General features: G+C 60.7%; 3 protein-coding genes. All 3 read left to right on the top strand.

Annotated features, from left to right (window positions below; translation table 11 throughout):
- Positions 1 to 53: 53 nt before the first annotated feature.
- The 3 genes from CBW66_RS23095 to CBW66_RS23085 are packed head-to-tail and all read left to right on the top strand — an operon-like array spanning position 54 to position 20,588.
- Positions 54 to 3,545, top strand: coding sequence for a filamentous hemagglutinin N-terminal domain-containing protein (locus tag CBW66_RS23095; RefSeq protein WP_086153674.1), 3,492 nt, complete (start codon positions 54 to 56; stop codon positions 3,543 to 3,545).
- Complete coding sequence (locus CBW66_RS23090; protein WP_172402992.1) at positions 3,538 to 7,551, top strand: S-layer family protein; 4,014 nt, start codon at positions 3,538 to 3,540, stop codon at positions 7,549 to 7,551. The genes CBW66_RS23095 and CBW66_RS23090 overlap by 8 nt, the downstream gene beginning before the upstream one ends.
- Entirely contained in the window at positions 7,539 to 20,588 is a 13,050-nt protein-coding gene (locus CBW66_RS23085) for a hemagglutinin repeat-containing protein (RefSeq protein ID WP_086142946.1), read from the top strand. Before CBW66_RS23090 ends, CBW66_RS23085 begins: the two co-directional genes overlap by 13 nt.
- The last annotated feature ends 6 nt before the right edge of the window (positions 20,589 to 20,594 follow it).

The raw sequence follows: 20,594 nt of genomic DNA, 5'->3' as shown, positions 1-20,594 counted from the left end.
CAGCCGTTCTCTTCTCCCTCTATTGCATTAATTGATTGTCATTAGGACATGTCATGAACAAGAACCTGTACCGCATCATCTTCAACAAACGCCGTGGCCAATTGATGGTCGTCGCTGAAAATGCTTCCTCGCAAGGCAAGGCGGCCAAAGGGGAAGGCGGCCTGGACAGCGGCGTATTTGAGGGCGATGGCGGTGGCGGGATCAATGGCAAGTTGCGGCCGCTGGCCTTGGCCATATTTGGCGCGCTGGGCATGGTGGCCTTTGTGTCCGGTCCGGCCATGGGGCAGATCGTGGCCGACCCGAACGCGCCGGGCCGCCAGCGTCCGACTGTGGTGCAAAGCGCCAATGGCGTGACGCAGGTGAATATCCAGACGCCGAGCGCGGCGGGTGTGTCGCGCAATACCTACAGCCAGTTCGACGTGACGGCCAATGGCGCCATCCTTAACAACAGCCGCGGCAACGTGCAGACGCATACGGGCGGCTGGGTGCAGGGCAACCCATGGCTGGCGGGCGGCAGCGCGCGCGTGATCCTCAACGAAGTCAACTCGGCCAACCCGAGCCAGCTGCGCGGCTACGTCGAGGTGGCGGGCCAACGGGCCGAGGTTGTCATCGCCAACCCGGCCGGCGTGGCCGTCGATGGCGGCGGGTTTATTAACGCCAGCCGGGTGGTGTTGACGACGGGCACGCCTATCCTCAATGGCGGCAACCTGGACGGCTATATGGTGCAGCGCGGCGTGGTCAGCATCAACGGGCGGGGCCTGGACACGTCGCTGAGCGACTACACGGCGATCCTGGCGCGCGCCGCGCAGATCAACGGCGGCATCTGGGCGCAGGAATTGAAAGTGGTGACGGGAACTAACCAGATCGATGCGGCGCATGGCGTGGCGGGCGCCGCGTCTGGCGCGGGCCCGGCACTGGCGTTCGCGCTGGACGTGGCACAACTGGGCGGCATGTATGCGGGCAAGATTACCCTGATCGGCACGGAAGCGGGCCTGGGCGTGCGCAACGCGGGCGTGATGGCGGCCACGGCCGGCAACCTGGTGCTGCAATCGAATGGCTGGCTGAGCAACAGTGGCAATATCCAGTCCGCGGGCGCGGGCAGCCAGACGAGTATTGCCGTCACGGGCGATGTTGCCAACAGCGGCACCGTGTATGCGGGCGGCGACAGCCAGGTGCAGGCGCAGGGCAACATTGCCAACAGCGGCGTGATTGGCGCGCAGAACAATGTCAGCGTGCAAGCAACGGGCGCTGCCTCGCGTATCGATGGTACGGCGGGTTCGGTGCTGGCGGCGGGTTTGAACCTGGATAACACCTTGTCCGGCAGCGGCAAGCTGAACGTTTCCGCTGCCGAGAGCATCGCCGTGCATGGCACGGCGGTTGCCGGTGGCGACAGCAGCCTGGCGGCGCGCCAGCTCGATTTGACTGGGGCGCAAGTGTCGGGCGTGAATGTCGGCCTGGGTGCCAGCGCAGGGGACCTCGACGCCAGCCGCGCGCAGGTCAACGCGCGCGAGCGTCTGCAGCTGGACGCGGCGCAGACCGTGCGCAGCGATGCAGCGCAGCTGACTGGCCAGCAATTGGGCATGAATGCGCACGACTTGTCGAATGTGGGCGGCCAGATCATGCAACTGGGCGCCGGCGACCTGGCGATTCAATTGCCGGGAGGCCTGGACAATACGCGCGGCGTCATCGCCACGAACAGCCAGGCCTTGCGCCTGCAAGCCGCCAGCCTGAGCAACCAGGACGGGACGATCCAGCATGCGGGCACGGGCGCGCTGGAAATCGGCGCGGCGCACATCAATTTGCAGCGCGGCAGCATCGTCAGCAATGGCGCCATGGCGCTGAGCGGCGAACACGTTGACCACCGCGATGCCCGCACGGTAGCGGGGCAGTTAAGCATCGACGCCGGTACCCTGGACAACCGGGGCGGCAGCCTGGCGCAGAGCGGCCAGGGCACGACCGGCGTGCAGGTGCGCGGTGCGCTGGACAACCGGGGCGGTACGCTGGAAAGCAATGGCGCTTTGAGCGTGCAGACGGGGAATGTACAAAACCAGAAGGGCCGCATCGTCACCAGCGGCGACCTGGCTGTGTCGACAGGCGCGCTGGACAACACGGAGGCGACTCTGGCTGCAGGCCGCAAGCTGCGCCTCGACAGCGGCGACGTGGACAATACGCGTGGCCAGATCCAGGCGCTGGCGGGCGATGCCAGCCTGTCCGTGGCAAAACTGAATAATACGGGCGGCAGCGTGTTTGCCGGTGGCAATCTGGCCACGCAGGCCAGCGAAGTGCTCAATAGCGGCAATGTGTACGCGGCCGGCAGCCAGGCGCTGCAGGTGAGCGGTGCCATCAGCAACAGTGGCGTCATCGCAGCGCAGGGCGATAACCGCATCGATGCCAGCCGTATCGACAGCGCGGCTGGCAGCCTGCTGGGCGCCGGCATCCGCGCCGATGGCGGACTGGCCGGCAGCGGCCAGCTGCAGTTGACGGCTGCGCAAGCGATCAATGCGCATGGCCAGAATTTGGCGGCAGGCAAGAACAGCATGCATGCAGCCGCCATCGATATCAGCGGCAGCCAGACGGGCGGCGCGGCCATCGACCTGAATGCCAGCGCCGGCAATGTCGTCACCGATAAGGCGCTGGTAACCACCACTGGTTTATTGTCCGTGACGGCGGCCGGCAGCGGCCAGGCGTTGTCGAACGTGCGCGGTACCCTGAGCGCGGGGCAGCTGGATATCAAGACGGGTTCGCTCGACAACCGTAGCGGCACCTTGATTCAGACGGGCAATGGCGACACTACCTTGCAAGGCAGCACCTTGGACAACACGGGTGGGCGCATTGCCGTCAACAGCGCCAGGCTGGCGCTGCAAGCCGACCAGCTCATCAATCGTGACGGCAGCATCGAACACGCGGGCACGGCTGACCTGGACATTGACGCGGCGCGTTTCGATGACGAACGGGGCAAGGTGACGGGCAATGGTTTAATTGATATCCAGGCGGAGACGATCGATCACCGTCATGCGGTGACCTCCGGGCAACAGGTGCGCGTGCAGGCCGATACGCTGGACAATAGCGACGGCACCTTGCAGCAGACAGGGCCAGGGCAGATGCGCGTGGAGGTGTCGCAGGCCTTGGACAATACGCGCGGCAACATCGCCGGCAATGGCAGCGTGCAGCTACAGGCGGGCGTGCTGGACAACAGCAAGGGCCGCATTACGTCAGCCGCCTCGGCGAGTATTGCCAGCAAGGGTGCGTTGAAGAATACGGATGGCGTGGTGGCAGCGACTGCCGACTTGCACGTCGGCGGCGTGAACATCGACAACACCCGCGGCGTGTTGCAGGCGGACAATTTACGTCTCGAAGCGGTGACCTTGCTGAACCAGCAAGGTACAGTCAGTGCCGCCACGGACCTGACTGCGCGCATCAGCGGCGACTTGAATAACGCCGGCCTGCTGTACGCGGGCCGCAACCAGCAGCTGACAGTGGGCGGCTTGCTGAATAATGCGGGCTCGATCGCCTCCGTCAACAACACTCATATTGACGGTGGGTGATCTGACCATCAACGCCGATGGCGTCTTGCAAGCGAGCGGACAGAACCTGGCGGCGGGCAGCGCCGTGCTGACGGGCGATTCCATTGATCTGTCGGGCAGCCAGACGGGTGCCAGCAATATCGCCATCACGGCACGCGTTGGCGATGTGTTGACGAACAAGGCGGTGGTTTCCGCCAGCAACGTGCTGGCCATCACGGCCAATGCAACTAACGGCCAGTCATTGGTGAATACCTACGGCCAGTTGGTAGGCGGGCAGCTGCAGCTGAACGTGGCCAACCTGAACAACGCCAGCGGCGAGATCGTACAGACGGGCACGGGCGACACCGTCATCAGCACGGGCAAGCTGGACAACACGGCTGGCCGCATTGCCGTCAACAGCGCCAACCTGGCCTTGAATGCGACGGTCTTGACGAACCTCAATGGCAAGCTGGAGCACGCGGGTGCTGGCGTGCTGGCGATCAATGCGGGCCAGTTCAACAACCAGCAAGGCAAGATCACGGGCAATGGCAAGCTGGACATCACGGCGACCACCTTCGACCACCGCAATGCGACGACAGTGGCAAACCAGCTGACGGTCAATGTTGGCACGCTGGACAACCGTAGCGGCAGCCTGGCGCAAACGGGCGCAGGCCTGATGACGGTCAGCGCCACCGGCCAGCTGGACAACACGGGCGGCAAGATCGAGGGCAATGGCGATGCGCTGGTCAAAGCCCAGGTACTGCTGAACACCACGGGCCGCATCGTGGCGGCGCAGGATGCCACATTGAACGTGGGCAGCCTGGACAATACGGAAGGCACGGTGGCGGCAGGCCGCAACCTGGCATTGACTGGTGGCGACATCGCCAACACCAAAGGGCAATTGCAAGCCGTGGCGGGTAACGCCACTTTGAACGTTGCGCACTTGAACAATGCAGCAGGCAACGTGTTTGCCGGCGGCAACCTGAATACCACGCTCGATACCTTGAGCAATACGGGCAGCCTGTATGCGGCTGGGAATCAATCCCTGACCGCAACAGGTGCTGTCATCAACACGGGCGTGATCGCGGCACAGGGCAACAATAATATTACGGCGAAGACGCTCGACAGCAGCGCAAGCAGCCTGATCGGCGCGGGCATGCAGGCCGATGGCAAGCTGGGCGCGGCTGGCGACCTGACGATCAGCACCACGCAAACGCTGAATGCGCACGGCCAAATATTGTCTTCGGGCAATGCAAACTTGACGGGTGCCCATGTTGATATCGCTGGCAGCCAAACCAGCGCGGCCAACATCGGCTTGACGGCAACAACGGGTGACGTCAGCACGAACAAGGCGGTGGTCACGACGCCAGGCACATTGAACGTTACGAGCAATGCCACCCTGCACAACACGGAAGGCACAGTGCAGGCAGGCCAACTCGATCTGCATGTGGGCAACCTGGACAACGCCAAGGGCACTATCTTGCAGACGGGCACGGGCGACACGACCATCGTCACCGGCGATCTAGATAACACGGCTGGCCGCATCGCCGTCAACAGTCAGAACCTGAACATCGATGCAGCCACGCTGACGAACCGCGATGGCAAGATCGAACATGCAGGCACGGGCATTTTGTCGGTGCAAGCGGGCGTGCTGGACAACAGCAAGGGCCGCATCACGTCCGCTGCATCGGCCGATATCGTCAGCAAGGATGTACTGAACAATACAGATGGCGTGATGGCAGCGACTGCCGACTTGCATGTGGGTGGCGCGAATATCGACAACACGCACGGCGTCTTGCAGGCGGACAATTTACGTTTGGATGCCGCGAATGTGCTGAACCAGCAAGGTACGCTCAGCGCCGGCACGGACTTGACGGCGCGCATCAGCGGTGATTTAACGAATGCTGGCCTGCTGTACGCGGGCCGCAACCAGCAACTGACGCTGGGCGGTGTGCTGACCAACAGCGGGTCGATTGCTTCCGTCAACAACACCCATATTACGGCTGGCAAAGTCACCAGCAGCGGTTTGCTGGGTGCCGGCGTGAAGGCGGATGGCAGCCTGGGCACGACAGGGGACTTGACCATCAATGCCGATGGCGTGCTGCAAGCGATCGGGCAGAACCTGGCAGCAGGCAGTGCGACGCTGACGGGTTCCAGTGTGGATTTGTCGAACAGCCAGACGGGCGCGGCAAACATCGCCATCACGGCAGCTACTGGTGATGTCGTAACGAACAAGGCCGTCATTTCGGCCAGCAATGTGCTGGCTATCACCGCCAACGCAAATAACGCCCAGTCGCTGGTAAATAACCAGGGCCAGCTGGTGGCCGGCCAGTTGAAGCTGAATGTGGCCAACTTGAACAACGCCAGCGGCGAGATCGTGCAGACGGGCAGCGGCGACACCGTCATCACGACAGGCAAGTTGGACAACACGGCGGGTCGCATCGCCTCCAACAGCGCGAACCTGGCCCTGAACGCCACGGTATTGACGAACATTAATGGCAAGCTGGAGCATGCTGGCGCTGGCGTGCTGGCGATCAATGCGGGCCAGTTCAATAACCAGTACGGCAAGATCACGGGCAATGGCAAGCTGGACATCACGGCGGCCACCCTCGATCACCGCAATGCGACGACAGTGGCAAACCGGCTGACCGTCAACGCCGGCAGCCTGGATAACCGCAGCGGCAGCCTGGCGCAAACGGGCGCAGGACTGATGACGGTGACGGCTACCGGCCAGCTGGACAATACGGGCGGCAAGATCGAGGGCCATGGCGACGCGCTGGTGAAAGCGGATAGGTTGCTGAACAACACGGGCCGTATCGTGGCGGCGCAGGATGCCACAGTGAACGTGGGCAGCCTGGACAATACGGAAGGCACGGTGGCGGCAGGCCGCAACCTGGGATTGTCCGGTGGCGACATCGACAATACCAAGGGCCAACTGCAAGCCGTGGCCGGCAATGCCACCCTGAAGGTGGCGAACTTGAACAATACCGCAGGCAACGTGTTTGCCGGCGCCAATCTGAACGCGACACTGGCTAGCCTGAACAACACGGGCAGCCTGTACGCAGCAGGTAACCAGACTGTGAACGCCAGCGGCGCCATTGTCAATACGGGCGTGATCGCGGCGCAGGGCAATACCAGCTTGACGGCGAAAACACTCGACAGCAGCGCAAGCAGCTTGCTTGGTGCCGGCATGCAAGCCGATGGCAAGCTGAGCACGGCTGGCGACCTGACGATCAGCACAACACAAACGCTGGCCGCGCATGGCCAGAACCTGGCGGCAGGCAGTGCCAATCTGACCGGTGCCAGCATCGATATCGGCGGCAGCCAGACCAGCGCCGTGAACATCGGCCTGACGGCAACCCAGGGTGACGTCAGCACGAACAAGGCGGTGGTCACGACGCCAGGTGCGCTCAACATCACGACGAGCGCCACCTTGCACAACACGGAAGGCACGTTGCAGGCAGGCCAGCTCGACCTGCACGTGGGCAACCTGGACAACGCCAAGGGCACTATCTTGCAGACGGGTACGGGCGACACGACCATCGTCACCGGCAATCTGGACAATACGGCGGGCCGCATTGCCGTCAACAGCAAGGACTTGAACATCGATGCGACCACGCTGACAAACGGCGATGGCAAGATCGAGCACGCGGGCACGGGTATCTTGAACCTGCAGGCGGGCGTGCTGGACAACAGCAAGGGCCGCATTACGTCGGCTGCCTCGGCGAGTATTGCCAGCAAAGGTGTATTGAACAACACCGATGGCGTGATGGCAGCCACTGCCGATTTGCATGTGGGTGGTGTGAGTATCGACAACACGCGCGGCGTGTTACAGGCGGACAATTTACGTTTGGATGCTGCGAATGTGCTGAACCTGCAGGGTACGGTTAGCGCCGGCACGGACCTGAAGGCGCGCATCAGTGATACGCTGAACAATGCTGGCCTGCTGTATGCAGGCCGCAACCAGCAGCTGACAGTGGGCGGCTTGCTGAATAACACGGGCTCGATTGCCTCCGTGAATCACACGACGATACGGTGGGTGATCTGACCATCAACGCCGATGGCGTCTTGCAAGCGAGCGGACAGAACCTGGCGGCGGGCAGCGCCGTGCTGACGGGCGATTCCATTGATCTGTCGGGCAGCCAGACGGGTGCCAGCAATATCGCCATCACGGCACGCGCTGGCGATGTGTTGACCAACAAAGCCGTCATCTCGGCCGGCAATCTGCTGGCCATCACGGCCAATGCAACTAACGGCCAGTCACTGGTCAATACCCAGGGCCAGCTGGTAGGCGGGCAGCTGCAGCTGAACGTCGCCAACCTGAACAACGCCAGTGGCGAGATCGTGCAGACGGGCACGGGCGACACCGTCATCAGCACGAACAGGCTGGACAACACGGCCGGCCGCATTGCCGTCAATAGCAATAATCTTGCCCTGAACGCGACGGTGCTGACGAACATTAATGGCAAGCTGGAGCACGCGGGTAGCGGCGTGCTGGCGATCAATGCGGGCCAGTTCAACAACCAGCAAGGCAAGATCACGGGCAATGGCAAGCTCGACATCACGGCAGCCATCTTCGATCACCGCAACGCGACGACAGTGGCAAACCAGCTGACGGTCAACGCGGGCGTGCTGGACAACCGCAGCGGCAGCCTGGCGCAAACGGGCGCAGGCCTGATAACGGTGAGCGCCACCGGCCAGCTGGACAACACGGGCGGCAAGATCGAGGGCAATGGCGATGCGCTGGTCAAAGCCCAGGTACTGCTGAACACCACGGGCCGCATCGTGGCGGCGCAGGATGCAGAATTGAATGTGGGCAGCCTGGGCAATACGGAAGGCACAGTGGCGGCAGGCCGTAATTTGGCACTGACCGGTGGCGACATCGACAATACCAAGGGACAATTGCAGGCTGTGGCCGGCAACGCCACCTTGAACGTGGCGAACTTGAACAATGCGGCCGGCAACGTGTTTGCCGGCGGCAACCTGAATACCACGCTCGACACCTTGAACAACACTGGCAGCCTGTATGCGACTGGGAATCAATCCCTGACCGCAACAGGTGCTGTCATCAACACGGGCGTGATCGCGGCACAGGGCAACAATAATATTACGGCGAAGACGCTCGACAGCAGCGCAAGCAGCCTGATCGGCGCGGGCATCCAGGCCGATGGCAAGCTGGGCACGGCTGGCGACCTGACGATCAGCACCACGCAAACGCTGGCCGCGCATGGCCAGAACCTGGCGGCAGGCAGTGCCAATCTGACCGGTGCCAGCATCGATATCGGCGGCAGCCAGACCAGCGCCGCGAACATCGGCCTGACGGCGACAACGGGTGACGTCAGCACGCACAAGGCGGTCGTCACGACGCCAGGCACGCTCAACATCACGAGCAATGCCACTTTGCACAACATGGAAGGCACGGTGCAGGCAGGCCAGCTCGATCTGCACGTGGGCAATCTCGACAACGCTAAAGGTACCGTGATTCAGACGGGCACGGGCGACACCGTCATCCAGACGGGCAATCTCGATAACAGCGCCGGGCGTATCGCCGTCAATAGCGCGAATCTGACTCTGGGCGCGGCCGCCTTGACGAATGCGGGCGGCAAGATCGAGCATGCGGGCGCTGGCACGCTGGCTATTACGGCGGCGAACTTGCAGGGCGCCGGCGGCAGCATTATCGGCAATGGCGCCGTCGATCTGAAGACCGGCCTGTTCGATCACGCCAACGCCACCACCACGGGCCGGTCCCTGAGCGTACAGGCGGATAGCTTGAGCAACCGGGGCGGCCATCTGCTGCAGACGGGCGCTGGCGGTATGTCGGTCGCCGTCACGGGCCAGCTCGATAATACGAACGGGGAAATCGCTGGAAACGGGATCGTGTCGGTACAGACCGGCAGCCTGGACAACACCAAGGGCAAAATTACCTCGGCTACGTCCGCCGACATCGTCAGCACCGGCGCACTCGTCAATACCGACGGCGTAATCGCGGCGGCGACCGATTTGCACCTGGGCGGCGCCATCGACAACAGGCGCGGCTTGCTGCAGGCAGGCACGGGCGCCTTGCGCCTGGATGCGGCCAGCGTGCGCAATGCACAAGGCACGCTCAGCGCGGGTACGGATATCACGGCCAAGGTCAGCGGCGACGTGCTCAACGCGGGCGTGCTGTATGCGGGACGCAACCAGAGCCTGGAGATCGGCGGCTTGCTGAGCAATACGGGTTCGCTGGCCGCTTTGGGCAATACGACGATCGCGGCAGGACAGCTCAGCGGAAACGGCCTGCTGGCGGCAGGCATGCGCGCCGATGGCAGCTTTGCCGCTGCCGGTGACCTGACCGTGACGGGTGTCGCTTTGCAGGCTGGCGGTCAGAATATCGCGGCCGGCCAATTGCAATTGACTGGCGCATCGGTCGACGTGGGCGGCAGCCAGACCAGCGCGGCGAATATCGGCTTGACGGCCCTGGCGGGCAATGTGACGACCAGCAAGGCCGTCGTGTCGACGAATGGCTTGCTGGCCATTACGGCCAATGCCGCCAACGGGCAGACATTGGTGAATCAGGGCGGCAGCCTGAGCGCCGGGCAATTGTCTCTGCGCGTGGGCAACCTGGACAACGCCAAGGGTACCTTGATCCAGACGGGCACAGGCGACACCGTCATCGAGACGGGCGCGCTGGACAATACGGGCGGGCGCATCGCCGTCAACAGCGCCAACCTGCGCCTGCAGGCAGGCGACTTGACGAATGTGGGCGGCAAGATCGAACATGCGGGCAAAGGTTTGCTGGATATCCGCGCCACGAATCTATACGGCCAGCGTGGCCAGCTCACGGGCAATGGCGCGCTGCAAATGGCAGCCAATTACGTCGATCACCGCAACGCCAGCCTGCTGGCGCAGCAGGTGAACGTCTCTGCCGGCATCCTCGACAATCGCCAGGGGCAGATCACGCAACTGGGTACGAGCGCGGCAACAGTGCTGGCCAGCACGCGCTTGGACAACAGCGGCGGCAAGATCGAGGCGAACGGCAATGTGCGCATGGAAACGGGAGAGTTGCTCAACGACCATGGCCGTATTGCATCTGCGCAAGATGTCAATGTGGCCGCGACGGGCAAGCTGGACAATACCAGCGGCGTGATCATTGCCGGCCGCGACCTGACATTGGCCGGCGGCAAGGTGGACAATACCCTGGGCCAGTTGCAGGCGGCGGGCGGCCATGCGCAATTGACGATGGATGAGCTGCTCAATGCACAGGGCAGCATCGTTGCCAGCGGCAATCTGACGACAACGGCGGGCAGCGTGCACAACAGCGGCAGTCTGTTTGCCGGTGCAGAACAGGTACTGACCGTGAAGGGCGCGCTGGAGAATGCCGGCGTGATCCTGGCCCAGGGCAACAACACGATCAGTGCCAAGAGTATAGACAGCGGCGCGGCCAGCCTGATCGGCGCCGGTGTGAAAGCCGATGGCAGTTTGCAGGCCAGCGGCAATCTGCAGGTCACGGCGCAACAGGCGCTAGGCGCGCATGGCCAGGTGCTGGCGGCAGGCAATACCGTCTTGAGTGGCGGCAGCGTCGACCTCGGCGGCAGCCGCAGCAGCGCCGGCAATATCAGCCTCACGGCGACAAGCGGCGATGTCAGCACCAGCGGCGCCGTGGTCACCACGCCGGGCGTCTTGACGATTACATCTGGACAGGCAGGCTGGAGCAACCAGCGCGGCGACGTCAGTGCCGGCCAACTGGCCGTCACAGCCGGCAACCTGAACAACCAGCAAGGCAGCATCGTGCAGACCGGTGCCGGCAATACCGCCATCGACTTGACATCTCCAGCGGGCGTGCTGGACAACACGGGCGGCCGCATCGCCGTCAATAGCGCCAATTTGACCCTGAAGGCGGCCACCCTGACGAATACGGATGGCAAGATCGAACACGCGGGGAGCGGTACCTTGAACCTGCAGGCCACGCAGTTGAACGATCTGCGCGGACAGATCACGGGCAATGGCGCGCTGGTCGTCACAGCCGGCGCCATCGACCATCGCAACGCAAGTACCATAGCGCAGCAAGTGAGCGTGACGGGTAGCACTCTAAATAATGCCGGCGGCAACCTGACCCAGCTGGGTAAAGGCGATACCAGCATTCAAATGACGACCAGCCTGGATAACCGCGGCGGCACCATTGCCAGCAATGGCAACACCAGTATCGTCGCGCCGAGCCTGAACAACCAGGGGGGCAAGCTGCAGGCGGCCGGCACGGCCAATCTGACGGTGACGGCAAGCAACGTGCTCGACAACAGCCATGGCGGCGCCATCGCCGGCGGCGGCAATCTCGTGCTGGGCGCGGGAAATCTGCTGAACCAGGGCGGCAGCGCCACGGCGGGCGGGCAGTTGACGGCGAACCTGGCGCAGGTATTGAACAATGCCGGCGGTATGTTGGCGGCCACGGGCAACGTGAGCGTGAACGCGGCCAGCGTGGACAACAGCGCCGGCGGCAAGCTGGCCTCGGTGCAGGGCCAATTGACGGTCACGTCCACGGGCGTCACCGTCAACGACAGCGGCACCATGCAATCGGGCGGCGACATTATCCTGCGCAATGGCAGCCTGTCGAATGCGCAGGGCACTATCGCGGGCCTGAATATCACGCTCGACACGCATGGACAGATATTCAACAACACACGGGGCACCCTGGCGGGGAAGGGCACCGTCAACTTGCAGACGGGGCTGCTGAATAACGATGGCGGCTTGCTGCAGTCGGGCGGCGCCATGAACATTGACACGCACGGCAACGCTTTACTCAACACCAATGCGAGCGCGTATGCCGTACGCCATCCGGGCAGCGCCGGTGGCATCAGCAGCGGCGCCGGTATCAGCTTGCAAACGGGCAGCTGGAATAATGCGGGTGGCTACTTGGGCGCGGCCGGCAACATCACGGGTAGCGTGGGCCAGCTGGATAATCGCGGCGGCCAGGTCGTCGGCAAGACGGCGCTCGACCTGGCACTGAGCGGTTTGCAAAACCAGGGCGGGCAAATCCAGGTGCTGGGCAATATTGGCTTGAACGCCGGTGGCGGCAGCCTCAACAATCAGCAAGGCTTGATCCGCTCCGGCGCGGCCGTCACCGTGACGGGCGGCGCCATCGACAATGCCAGCACCCTGGGTGCGAACCAGGGCATCGAAGGCATCCATGTCACCCTGAACAGCGCCAATGTCAGCAATGTGCAGGGCGCGGTGCGCGCGGACGGCAACTTGGCGATCAACGGCGCAGGCAGCGTCAACAATACCCTGGGCATGCTCAGTGCCGGTGACACATTGGTGCTAAAGGACACCGGCCCCGGCCTTGGATTGGCCGTCACCAACTCGGGCGGCACCATCATCGGTGGCGTGCGTACCGACATCCGTGCAGGCAGCCTGAGCGGCGACGGCAAGGTGCTGTCACAGAAAGATATGGCGCTGGATCTGGCCGGCAACTTTACGCTGAACGCGGGCGCCGAGATCATGGCCAATGGCAATGCGGATATCACCATCGGCGGGCAGCTGACCAATGCCGGGAAAATCCAGGCGCTCAGCATGCTGACTCTGGGTGCAGCCAATTTCGACAACGCCGCCACCGGCGACATCAACGCAGGCACGACACGCGTCAATGTCGGCGGCGTGCTGAACAACCGGGGCGTGATCGATGGCATCTACACGCAACTGAACGTCGGCACGCTGAACAACGTGGGCACGGGCCGCATCTATGGCGACTATCTGAGCATCGGCGGCGGCACCGTCAACAACGGCGTGGAAGGTGGGATTGCTGCCACCATCGCTGCGCGCGAGCGGCTCGATATTGGCGTCACTACACTCAACAACCGCGAACACGGTCTGATCTTCAGCGGCGGCGACATGGGCATCGGCGGCTACCTGGACGGCAACCGCATCGCCACCGGCTGGGCGGGATCGGTGACGAATGCCAGCGCGACCATCGAGGCGTTGGGGAGTGTTGATCTGGCGGCAGGCCAAGTGAGCGTGATCAATAACCATCTTGTATTTGATGCTGGACGGGAAACGACAGAAAGGATCTCGGAGTATTTAGTCCCTGGAGAAAATCTGAAATTTGTCGAGGGACAGCCGGGTTTTAAATTGGCGGGTGTTCGAGGAGTACCTGAAGGAGTCGCAAATGGAGGGGGGCAGGGTTTTCAAGATCTCTATCGTTTGGAAACTTCTGATGGACGACATTTTGTGGAGTTCACACATCGGGAAGTGATGCGTACAACATACGAGAGTGTTGTTGTCAGTTCCGATCCAGGAAAGATCGTTGCCGGGAGTAATATAAAAATCCGCTCCAACGGTATTATCAATGATAATAGCCATATTATTGCTGGCGGCGCCCTGGATATCGATAGAGCTATATTAGAAAACAGGACCAGCAAGGGCGAAAAATTTGTGCGCGAGACTGGAACCTCTAAATATTATCGTCCGGCTAGATTTGAACCAACGGTATTGGTCACATCGGAGACAACAACACCAATTGACTTGAGGGAGACGCGTTCTCCAACGTCGCAGAGCACGGCACGCAATGAGCAATTCACATCATACGGTGGACAGGGGGCAAGGCCTGCTAACGTTTTAGTCGCCACCGTTGCTACTGCGGGAGAGCGTGCTGGATATACTGCGATCAACGTCAGTACATCGTCTGTTGCGTTGAATGCGATCGGAGCCGGCGTTTCCAGCACTGTGAGTGGAAAGGAAATCTCTCACGTCGACGGGGGGAGCACGATTCAGAAGACTGATCGCGCTGGTAATTCAGCCGTTGATACGGCCGTTGGTGTCGCTCCTGCCAGCCAGCTGAATGGTGCGAAAGGTGTCGCCGCCGATACTGTTTCTGAATTGAATCATGCGTCGACTGTGGCGGCAGGTCTTGTTGCTGGACAAAGCGCAGCGCTGGTTTCCGGTAGTAAGAGCTTGGATGGCAGTGCGCGCACGGGCGATGCGGCCCGCACTGTCGCAGTTGACACTGTGTCCAACGCGCGTGTTGATGCTGCCAACGGCGGCGGCCAGCATGGCGCGGGAGTCGATGGGGCCTTGCTGTCTAGCTCGTCGGTGGGGACGGTCACGGTCGTGCCTGGCGGTAATGGACCCGGTAGCGCTCGTGGCGGCGCCATCGGCCAGGCTGGAGATGTGGGAACGGTGAATTCTGCCCAGTTAAGTGGCATTTCCGGTACGCGTGCCAGTGCACATGCTGGCGTCGTTCCCGTGGCGGGAGTTGGCATTGATGGTAATCAAGTACATGGCAAGAACGGACCAGATGGTATCGCCGATGCAAGCACGATAGGTCGCGCCGCCGAGATCGCAACGCTGGCGTCATCGCTTGTTCCTGGCGTAGACGGAGCACAAGCGCCGGGTGCGGCTGAGCTCGGTTCAGTTACTCGCGTTGGCATAGCGGCAGTTCCGGTTCAGGGGGGAAATGTCCCAGGCAGCGCAGCGAATGCCACGACAATCGGGCAAGGCGGTGAAGTCGGACAGTTGGGTGCGAAGGCTGTGGCCGCTGCTGAAGGCGCGCAAACGGGCGCGGCGACAGGCTTGAGCCCGCTGAAAGACGTGGCAATCGCTGCCTCGACAGGCAGTGCTGCAAACGCAGGCGCTGTCAGCGGCGCGGGACAGGTGCGCATGAATGGCCTTACCCAAGTGAAACTGGGAAATCCTTCCACGCGTGCGCAAGTGGTGCGGACCACTGGTTCATCGCTCCAGATTCCGAATGCCAGCCTGTATAAAGTAAGCTCCGCGCCATCGTCCCGTTATCTGGTGGAAACCGATCCCCGCTTTGCCAGCTATAGGGAATGGATGGGTTCCGACTATCTGCTCAACCAGGTAAAAAGCGATCCATCCGTGACGCAAAAGCGTCTGGGCGATGGCTTCTATGAGCAGCGACTGGTGCGTGAACAAGTGGCCGCGCTGACGGGACAGCGTTTCGTGGGCGACTACAGCAACGACGAACAGCAGTACAAGGCCTTGATGGACCAGGGCATTGCCTTTGCCAAGCAATGGGATCTTCGTCCCGGCATTGCGCTGACCGCGGAGCAAATGGCGGGGCTGACCAGCGATATCGTCTGGCTAGTGGAGCAGGAAGTCGTGCTGGCCGATGGCAGCACGCAAAAAGTGCTGGCGCCGCAAGTGTATGTGCGCGTGCGTGACGGCGATATCGATGGTCAGGGCGGATTATTGGCCGGCAAGGAGGTCAACCTGAATCTGGAAGGCGATTTGGTCAATAGCGGCACGATCGCCGGACGCACGATCGTCAAGCTGAATGCGGAGGATATCGACAACTTGGGCGGGCGCATTACTGGCGACGCCACTTCCGCCAATGCCAGGAAGGACCTGAACAACATCAGCGGCACCATTTCCGCTAATAGCGAGCTGCAAGTCAGTGCCGGCCGGGACATCAACGTGAAGACGTCAACCCTGGTATCCAGCGGCAGCGATGGCAAAAACAGCATCAGTCGTACCAGCCTCGATAGCCTGGCGGGTCTGTACGTGACCGGCAACGGCACGGTCGGCAGCGGCAATCTGCTGGTATCTGCCGGGCGCGATGTGACTATCGCGGGCGCTTCCGTAGTGAATACGGATGCCGGTGGCGGCATTGGCATTGCAGCCGGCCGTGATATTGCCGTCACGACGGTGAGCAGCGGTAGTGAGTTTGAGTTGGCAGGTCCTGGGCAGCGGCATATGACCGACACGTCCAGCAAAGAAACCGCCAGTACGATTGCATCCGCCGGCGATGTTCGCCTGAGTGCCGGTGAAAATATCCAGCTGAAAGCGGCAAATGTCCAGGCGGCGGAAACGCTGCAGTTATCTGCGGAACGCAATATTGATATTGCCACGGCGCGTGATACAGAAACGCGTCAAAGCTGGTATGGCAGCAGCTCGACCAAGAGTGCCAGCCAGGGAAGCGAATTGGGCGGCAAGCAGATCGTCATGCTGGCTGGCAATGACATTAATAATGTTGGCGGTCAGGTCATCGCGACAGACAAGCTCATCGCCAGCGCCGGTCGTGACATCAACGTGGTCACGACCACGGTCAGCAATGCCAGCTCAAAATGGGCCGGCAACAGCGAGACCAGTACCGTCGTCGATAAGGTCGCAGGACTGTACGTGACGGGTACGGGCGACGGCAAGACGTTGGTCGCCCAGGCGGGGCGTGATTTGACGGTCACTGGCGGCATGATTGCCAACGCGGGCGTGAATGGCCAGACGAGCCTGATCGCGGGCCATAACCTGACCCTCAATACCGTCGCCGTCGCTTCTACGCATGACGAAGTGCGCAATAAAGATAATTACCGTAAAGAAAGCAAGTCCGGGGAGGTGGGCAGCCAGATCATGGGCGCCGGCAACGTCAACCTGCAGGCCGGCCATGACCTGACGGCGCGCGCGGCGGATGTGCAAGCGAACGGGGCGCTGGGCCTGGTGGCGGGCAATGACATCAGCCTGGTCAATGGTTTCCAGAATGAAGTGACCGATGTCGCCAGCAAATCCACTAAAAAGGGCTTCTGGAACAAGACGACCACCACCAAGCATGACGTGGTCAATACCACCACGGCGATCGGTACCTCGCTTGGTGGCAGCAGCGTGGTAGTGCAGGCGGGGCACGATCTGCAGGTGACTGGTTCTAGCATCTTGAGCGACGATGCGACGAGACTGCTTGCTGGCAATAACATCACCATTGATGCGGCAACCAATACCGTGTATGAACTGCACCATTCCAGCACCAAGAAAAGCGGGTTCATGAGTGGCGGCGGCATCGGCTTCAGCTATGGCACCAAGACCACGACGGTGGACCAGGAGCGTGACGCCACCTTGCAAAGCGGCGAGGCGCGCAGCTCGATCGGCGCCACGGGCGGTGCGCTGACGATGGTCGCCGGCAATAACGTGACGATAGGCGGCAGCGATATTCTTGCCGCCACCGATCTCGATATCATCGGCAAGAGCGTCACCATCAAGCCTGGCCAGGACAATGAAAAAGGCAAGTTCGAAGTCAAGACGACGCAGGATGGCTTGACCCTGGCCTTGGGCGGCAGCGTGATCAGCGCCATCCAGACCTTGCAAACCATGAGTTCGGCGGCCAGCACGGCCAAGGATGGCCGCGTTACGGCGATGGCGGCGGCCACGGCGGCCATGGCGGCCATGGCCGCCAAGGACGCAGCCAAGGAGATGATGAAGCAAGGCGGTCCAAGCATCAGCATCAGCCTGACGGCGGGCCACTCAGAAAGCGTGCAGACTCAGGCGACGGCCAGCACCACGCATAGTGGCAGCGTATTGACCGGCAATAATATCAACATCACGGCCACGGGTGGCGGCAAGGATAGCAACGTCAATATCCTGGGCAGCGACCTGAACGCGAAGAATGATATCCGCCTGCATGCCGACAACAACGTCAATCTGCTGGCCGCGCAGGATACGGAAAGCCAGCACAGCAAGAGTTCGAGCATGAGTGCGTCGGTGGGCGTGCAAGCCATTGTCAGCACCAAGGGTACCTCATTCGGTTTCACTGCCAGCGTCAGCGGCAGCAAGGGCCATGAGGACGGCGACGGCACGACGCAGCTCAACACGCATGTGAATGCGGGCGACAAGCTGGTGATCACCAGCGGCGGTGACACCAACATCAAGGGCGCTGTGGCCAGCGCCAACCAGGTGATTGGCGACATCAAGGGCAATTTGAACCTGGAGAGTTTGCAAGACCTAGCCAAGTTCGACAGCAAGAGCCAGAGCATTTCCGCCAGTGGCACGGTGGGCATTGGCGCCAGCTTCAGCGGCAGCTATAACCAAAGCAACATGCACAACGACTACGCCAGCGTGCAGGAGCAAAGCGGTATCAGGGCAGGCGACGGCGGCTTCCAGATCAAGGTCGGCGGCAATACGGACTTGAAAGGCGCCATCATCAGCGCGACGGAGGCGGGCAAGCTTGACAGCAGCCTGACTACGTCGACTTTGACGCACAGCGATATAGCCAATCATGCGATATCGAAGGGGAGCAGTGTGGGTGTGTCGGGCGGCTTTTCGGTAGCGGGTAAGGCGACCGAAGAGAATAAGAAGTTGACCAATGTTGGAGGTGATGGCGGTATTACCAAAGGCCTGCCTGCCATTGTCGCACTCAGCGAGAACGCCAGCAGTACTACGCGTAGCGGCATCAGTGGCGGCACTCTGGTCATCACCGACGATGCGGCTCAGCGTGCGGCGACGGGCAAGGGAGCGGAAGAAGCTGTCGCGGGTGTGAACCGCGATGTGACGACTGGGGTGGATTCTAGCGGCAAGATTGGCAATAATTTCGACAAGGCTGCGCTACAGGCGACGATGGAGGTGACGGCGGCTTTTGCGGCCGCTGCTGCAGAGAAGCTGGGGACCTATGCTTCCGATAAGCTGAAAGAAGCGACTGTATTGGCAGATGAAGCATTTAGGCTTCGTGAAACCGATCCTGAAAGAAGTGCAGAGTTAACGCGTCAAAGTGTTGAGTTAACCGAGAATTGGAAAGAGGGTGGGCTAGCGCGGGTCGCGTTGCACACGGCAATTGGCGGACTTGCCGGCGGAACTAGTGGTGCTTTGGGCGCAGGCGCGGCGGCGTTGTCGACAGATAGAATCGCCAAGGAACTGAAGCAAATTGATATGCCTGAAACGCTGCGTGATGCACTGACGCTGGCGGCGGGTGCTGCTGTGGGGGCTGCAGCTGGTGGGGCGACAGGAGCGGCCAGTGCGGCGAATGAGGTAGCGAATAATTATCTGAAGCATGAGGAAATTCTTGAGCTTGGCCAGCAGGAAGCGGCGTGCGATGGTGGTAAAGGTAATGCGGATGCCTGTGAGAAGGCAAATAAATTGAGATTGACCAGTGCAGATCGCGATGCGGAATTGGCGGCATGTACAGGAAATAATGGCGCAAAGTGTGAGGAGCTTCGGAGTTTAGTCCTTGGCTCAGTAATGGGGATAGTTCAACAACGGGATGGACATAGTGATGAAAATTACATCGTAGAAAGTAATAGAACATTTGACATTGCGATTTCGAGTGGAAGTACAGATGGGGTAGATCCTAGGAGTATTTCTTACGATTCGTCAACTGAAGGTGTTCGAATATTTACCCGTGAGGATGAAAATTACAATGCCGGTCAGCGCAACGCCGATCTCTATCCTCCAACTCGTTCATTGATTGGCGACGTATATCGTTTCTCAATGCGGGAAACACTCGATTCAAGCAATTCTTGGGATGTGCGGGCAGGATATGGCACGACGGCGTTGATTTCCGCCATCCCCGGGATGTATAACGATATGTCTTCAGGATTTTTAAATTCACCAAACAATTTGATTGGCGGGTCAAATTATATGGTCGACGGATGGAAGGATGGAAATTGGAATATTTTCTCTGCTGGACTCATGCGTGCTGGCATAGGAGTTTTAGATCTTGGTGGTGGAGTTTTCGTACTTAAAGGCAGCATAACGGCGAATTTAAAAGAACAAGAGTATGCTGTATCTAGTGCTTATTCCAGGTCAACGTACCAGGCAAGCACGACTGCGGAAAATCAGATATTATTGAATCAAAATCCACGGATAATAGTAGGTGCTGAGCCTTCTTCTCTACTTCAACAGCCGGGAGCGGTTGATAATTTGCTTTACGGAGCCAGAGTAGGGGAGGGGTTGCCAGGAGCTCAAGGCGTCGTCATACCTGGACGGCCAACAACTGATCAGTTGGCAAATTTATCAGCAAAGCATAACGTCGAATTTGGAGTGACTTATACGCTAGGTAATGGAAAAGACGGTAGTGGTGGTTTCTATACTTTGTATTCTGGAACCAAGTCGTCGGTCAGTATTGGAGAAATATCAGGGAATAAGATGTTGATTAGTCATACTCACCCTGATGGTGCTGCTTTTGCAAGTGGATATTATGAAATGATTAATGGTCGCGAAGTTTTTAAAGGGGATCAAGGAGTTCTGCAGTTGCTGCAGAATGCTGGATCCCCCCAACGAACATCAACGATAATTCCGCTGGAAAGAAGTGATGGAGTTAAGGCTCCGCCATTTAGATTTTCCGTTGAGGATGGTAATATTGATTATGGAATTAGTAACGGTATAATTGTGCCGAGGAGATAATTTATT

It is taken from the genome of Janthinobacterium sp. GW456P (genome assembly GCF_002127655.1).
In the GTDB taxonomy this organism is placed as follows: domain Bacteria; phylum Pseudomonadota; class Gammaproteobacteria; order Burkholderiales; family Burkholderiaceae_D; genus Janthinobacterium.
The sequence above is the reverse complement of the archived record's forward strand: the minus strand, read 5'-3'. Positions and strand labels throughout refer to the sequence as shown.

What these genes read in the sequence shown, in the direction of transcription:
- CBW66_RS23095 (WP_086153674.1), top strand. Translation starts at nt 54, where the DNA reads ATGAACAAGAACCTGTACCGCATCATCTTCAACAAACGCCGTGGCCAA.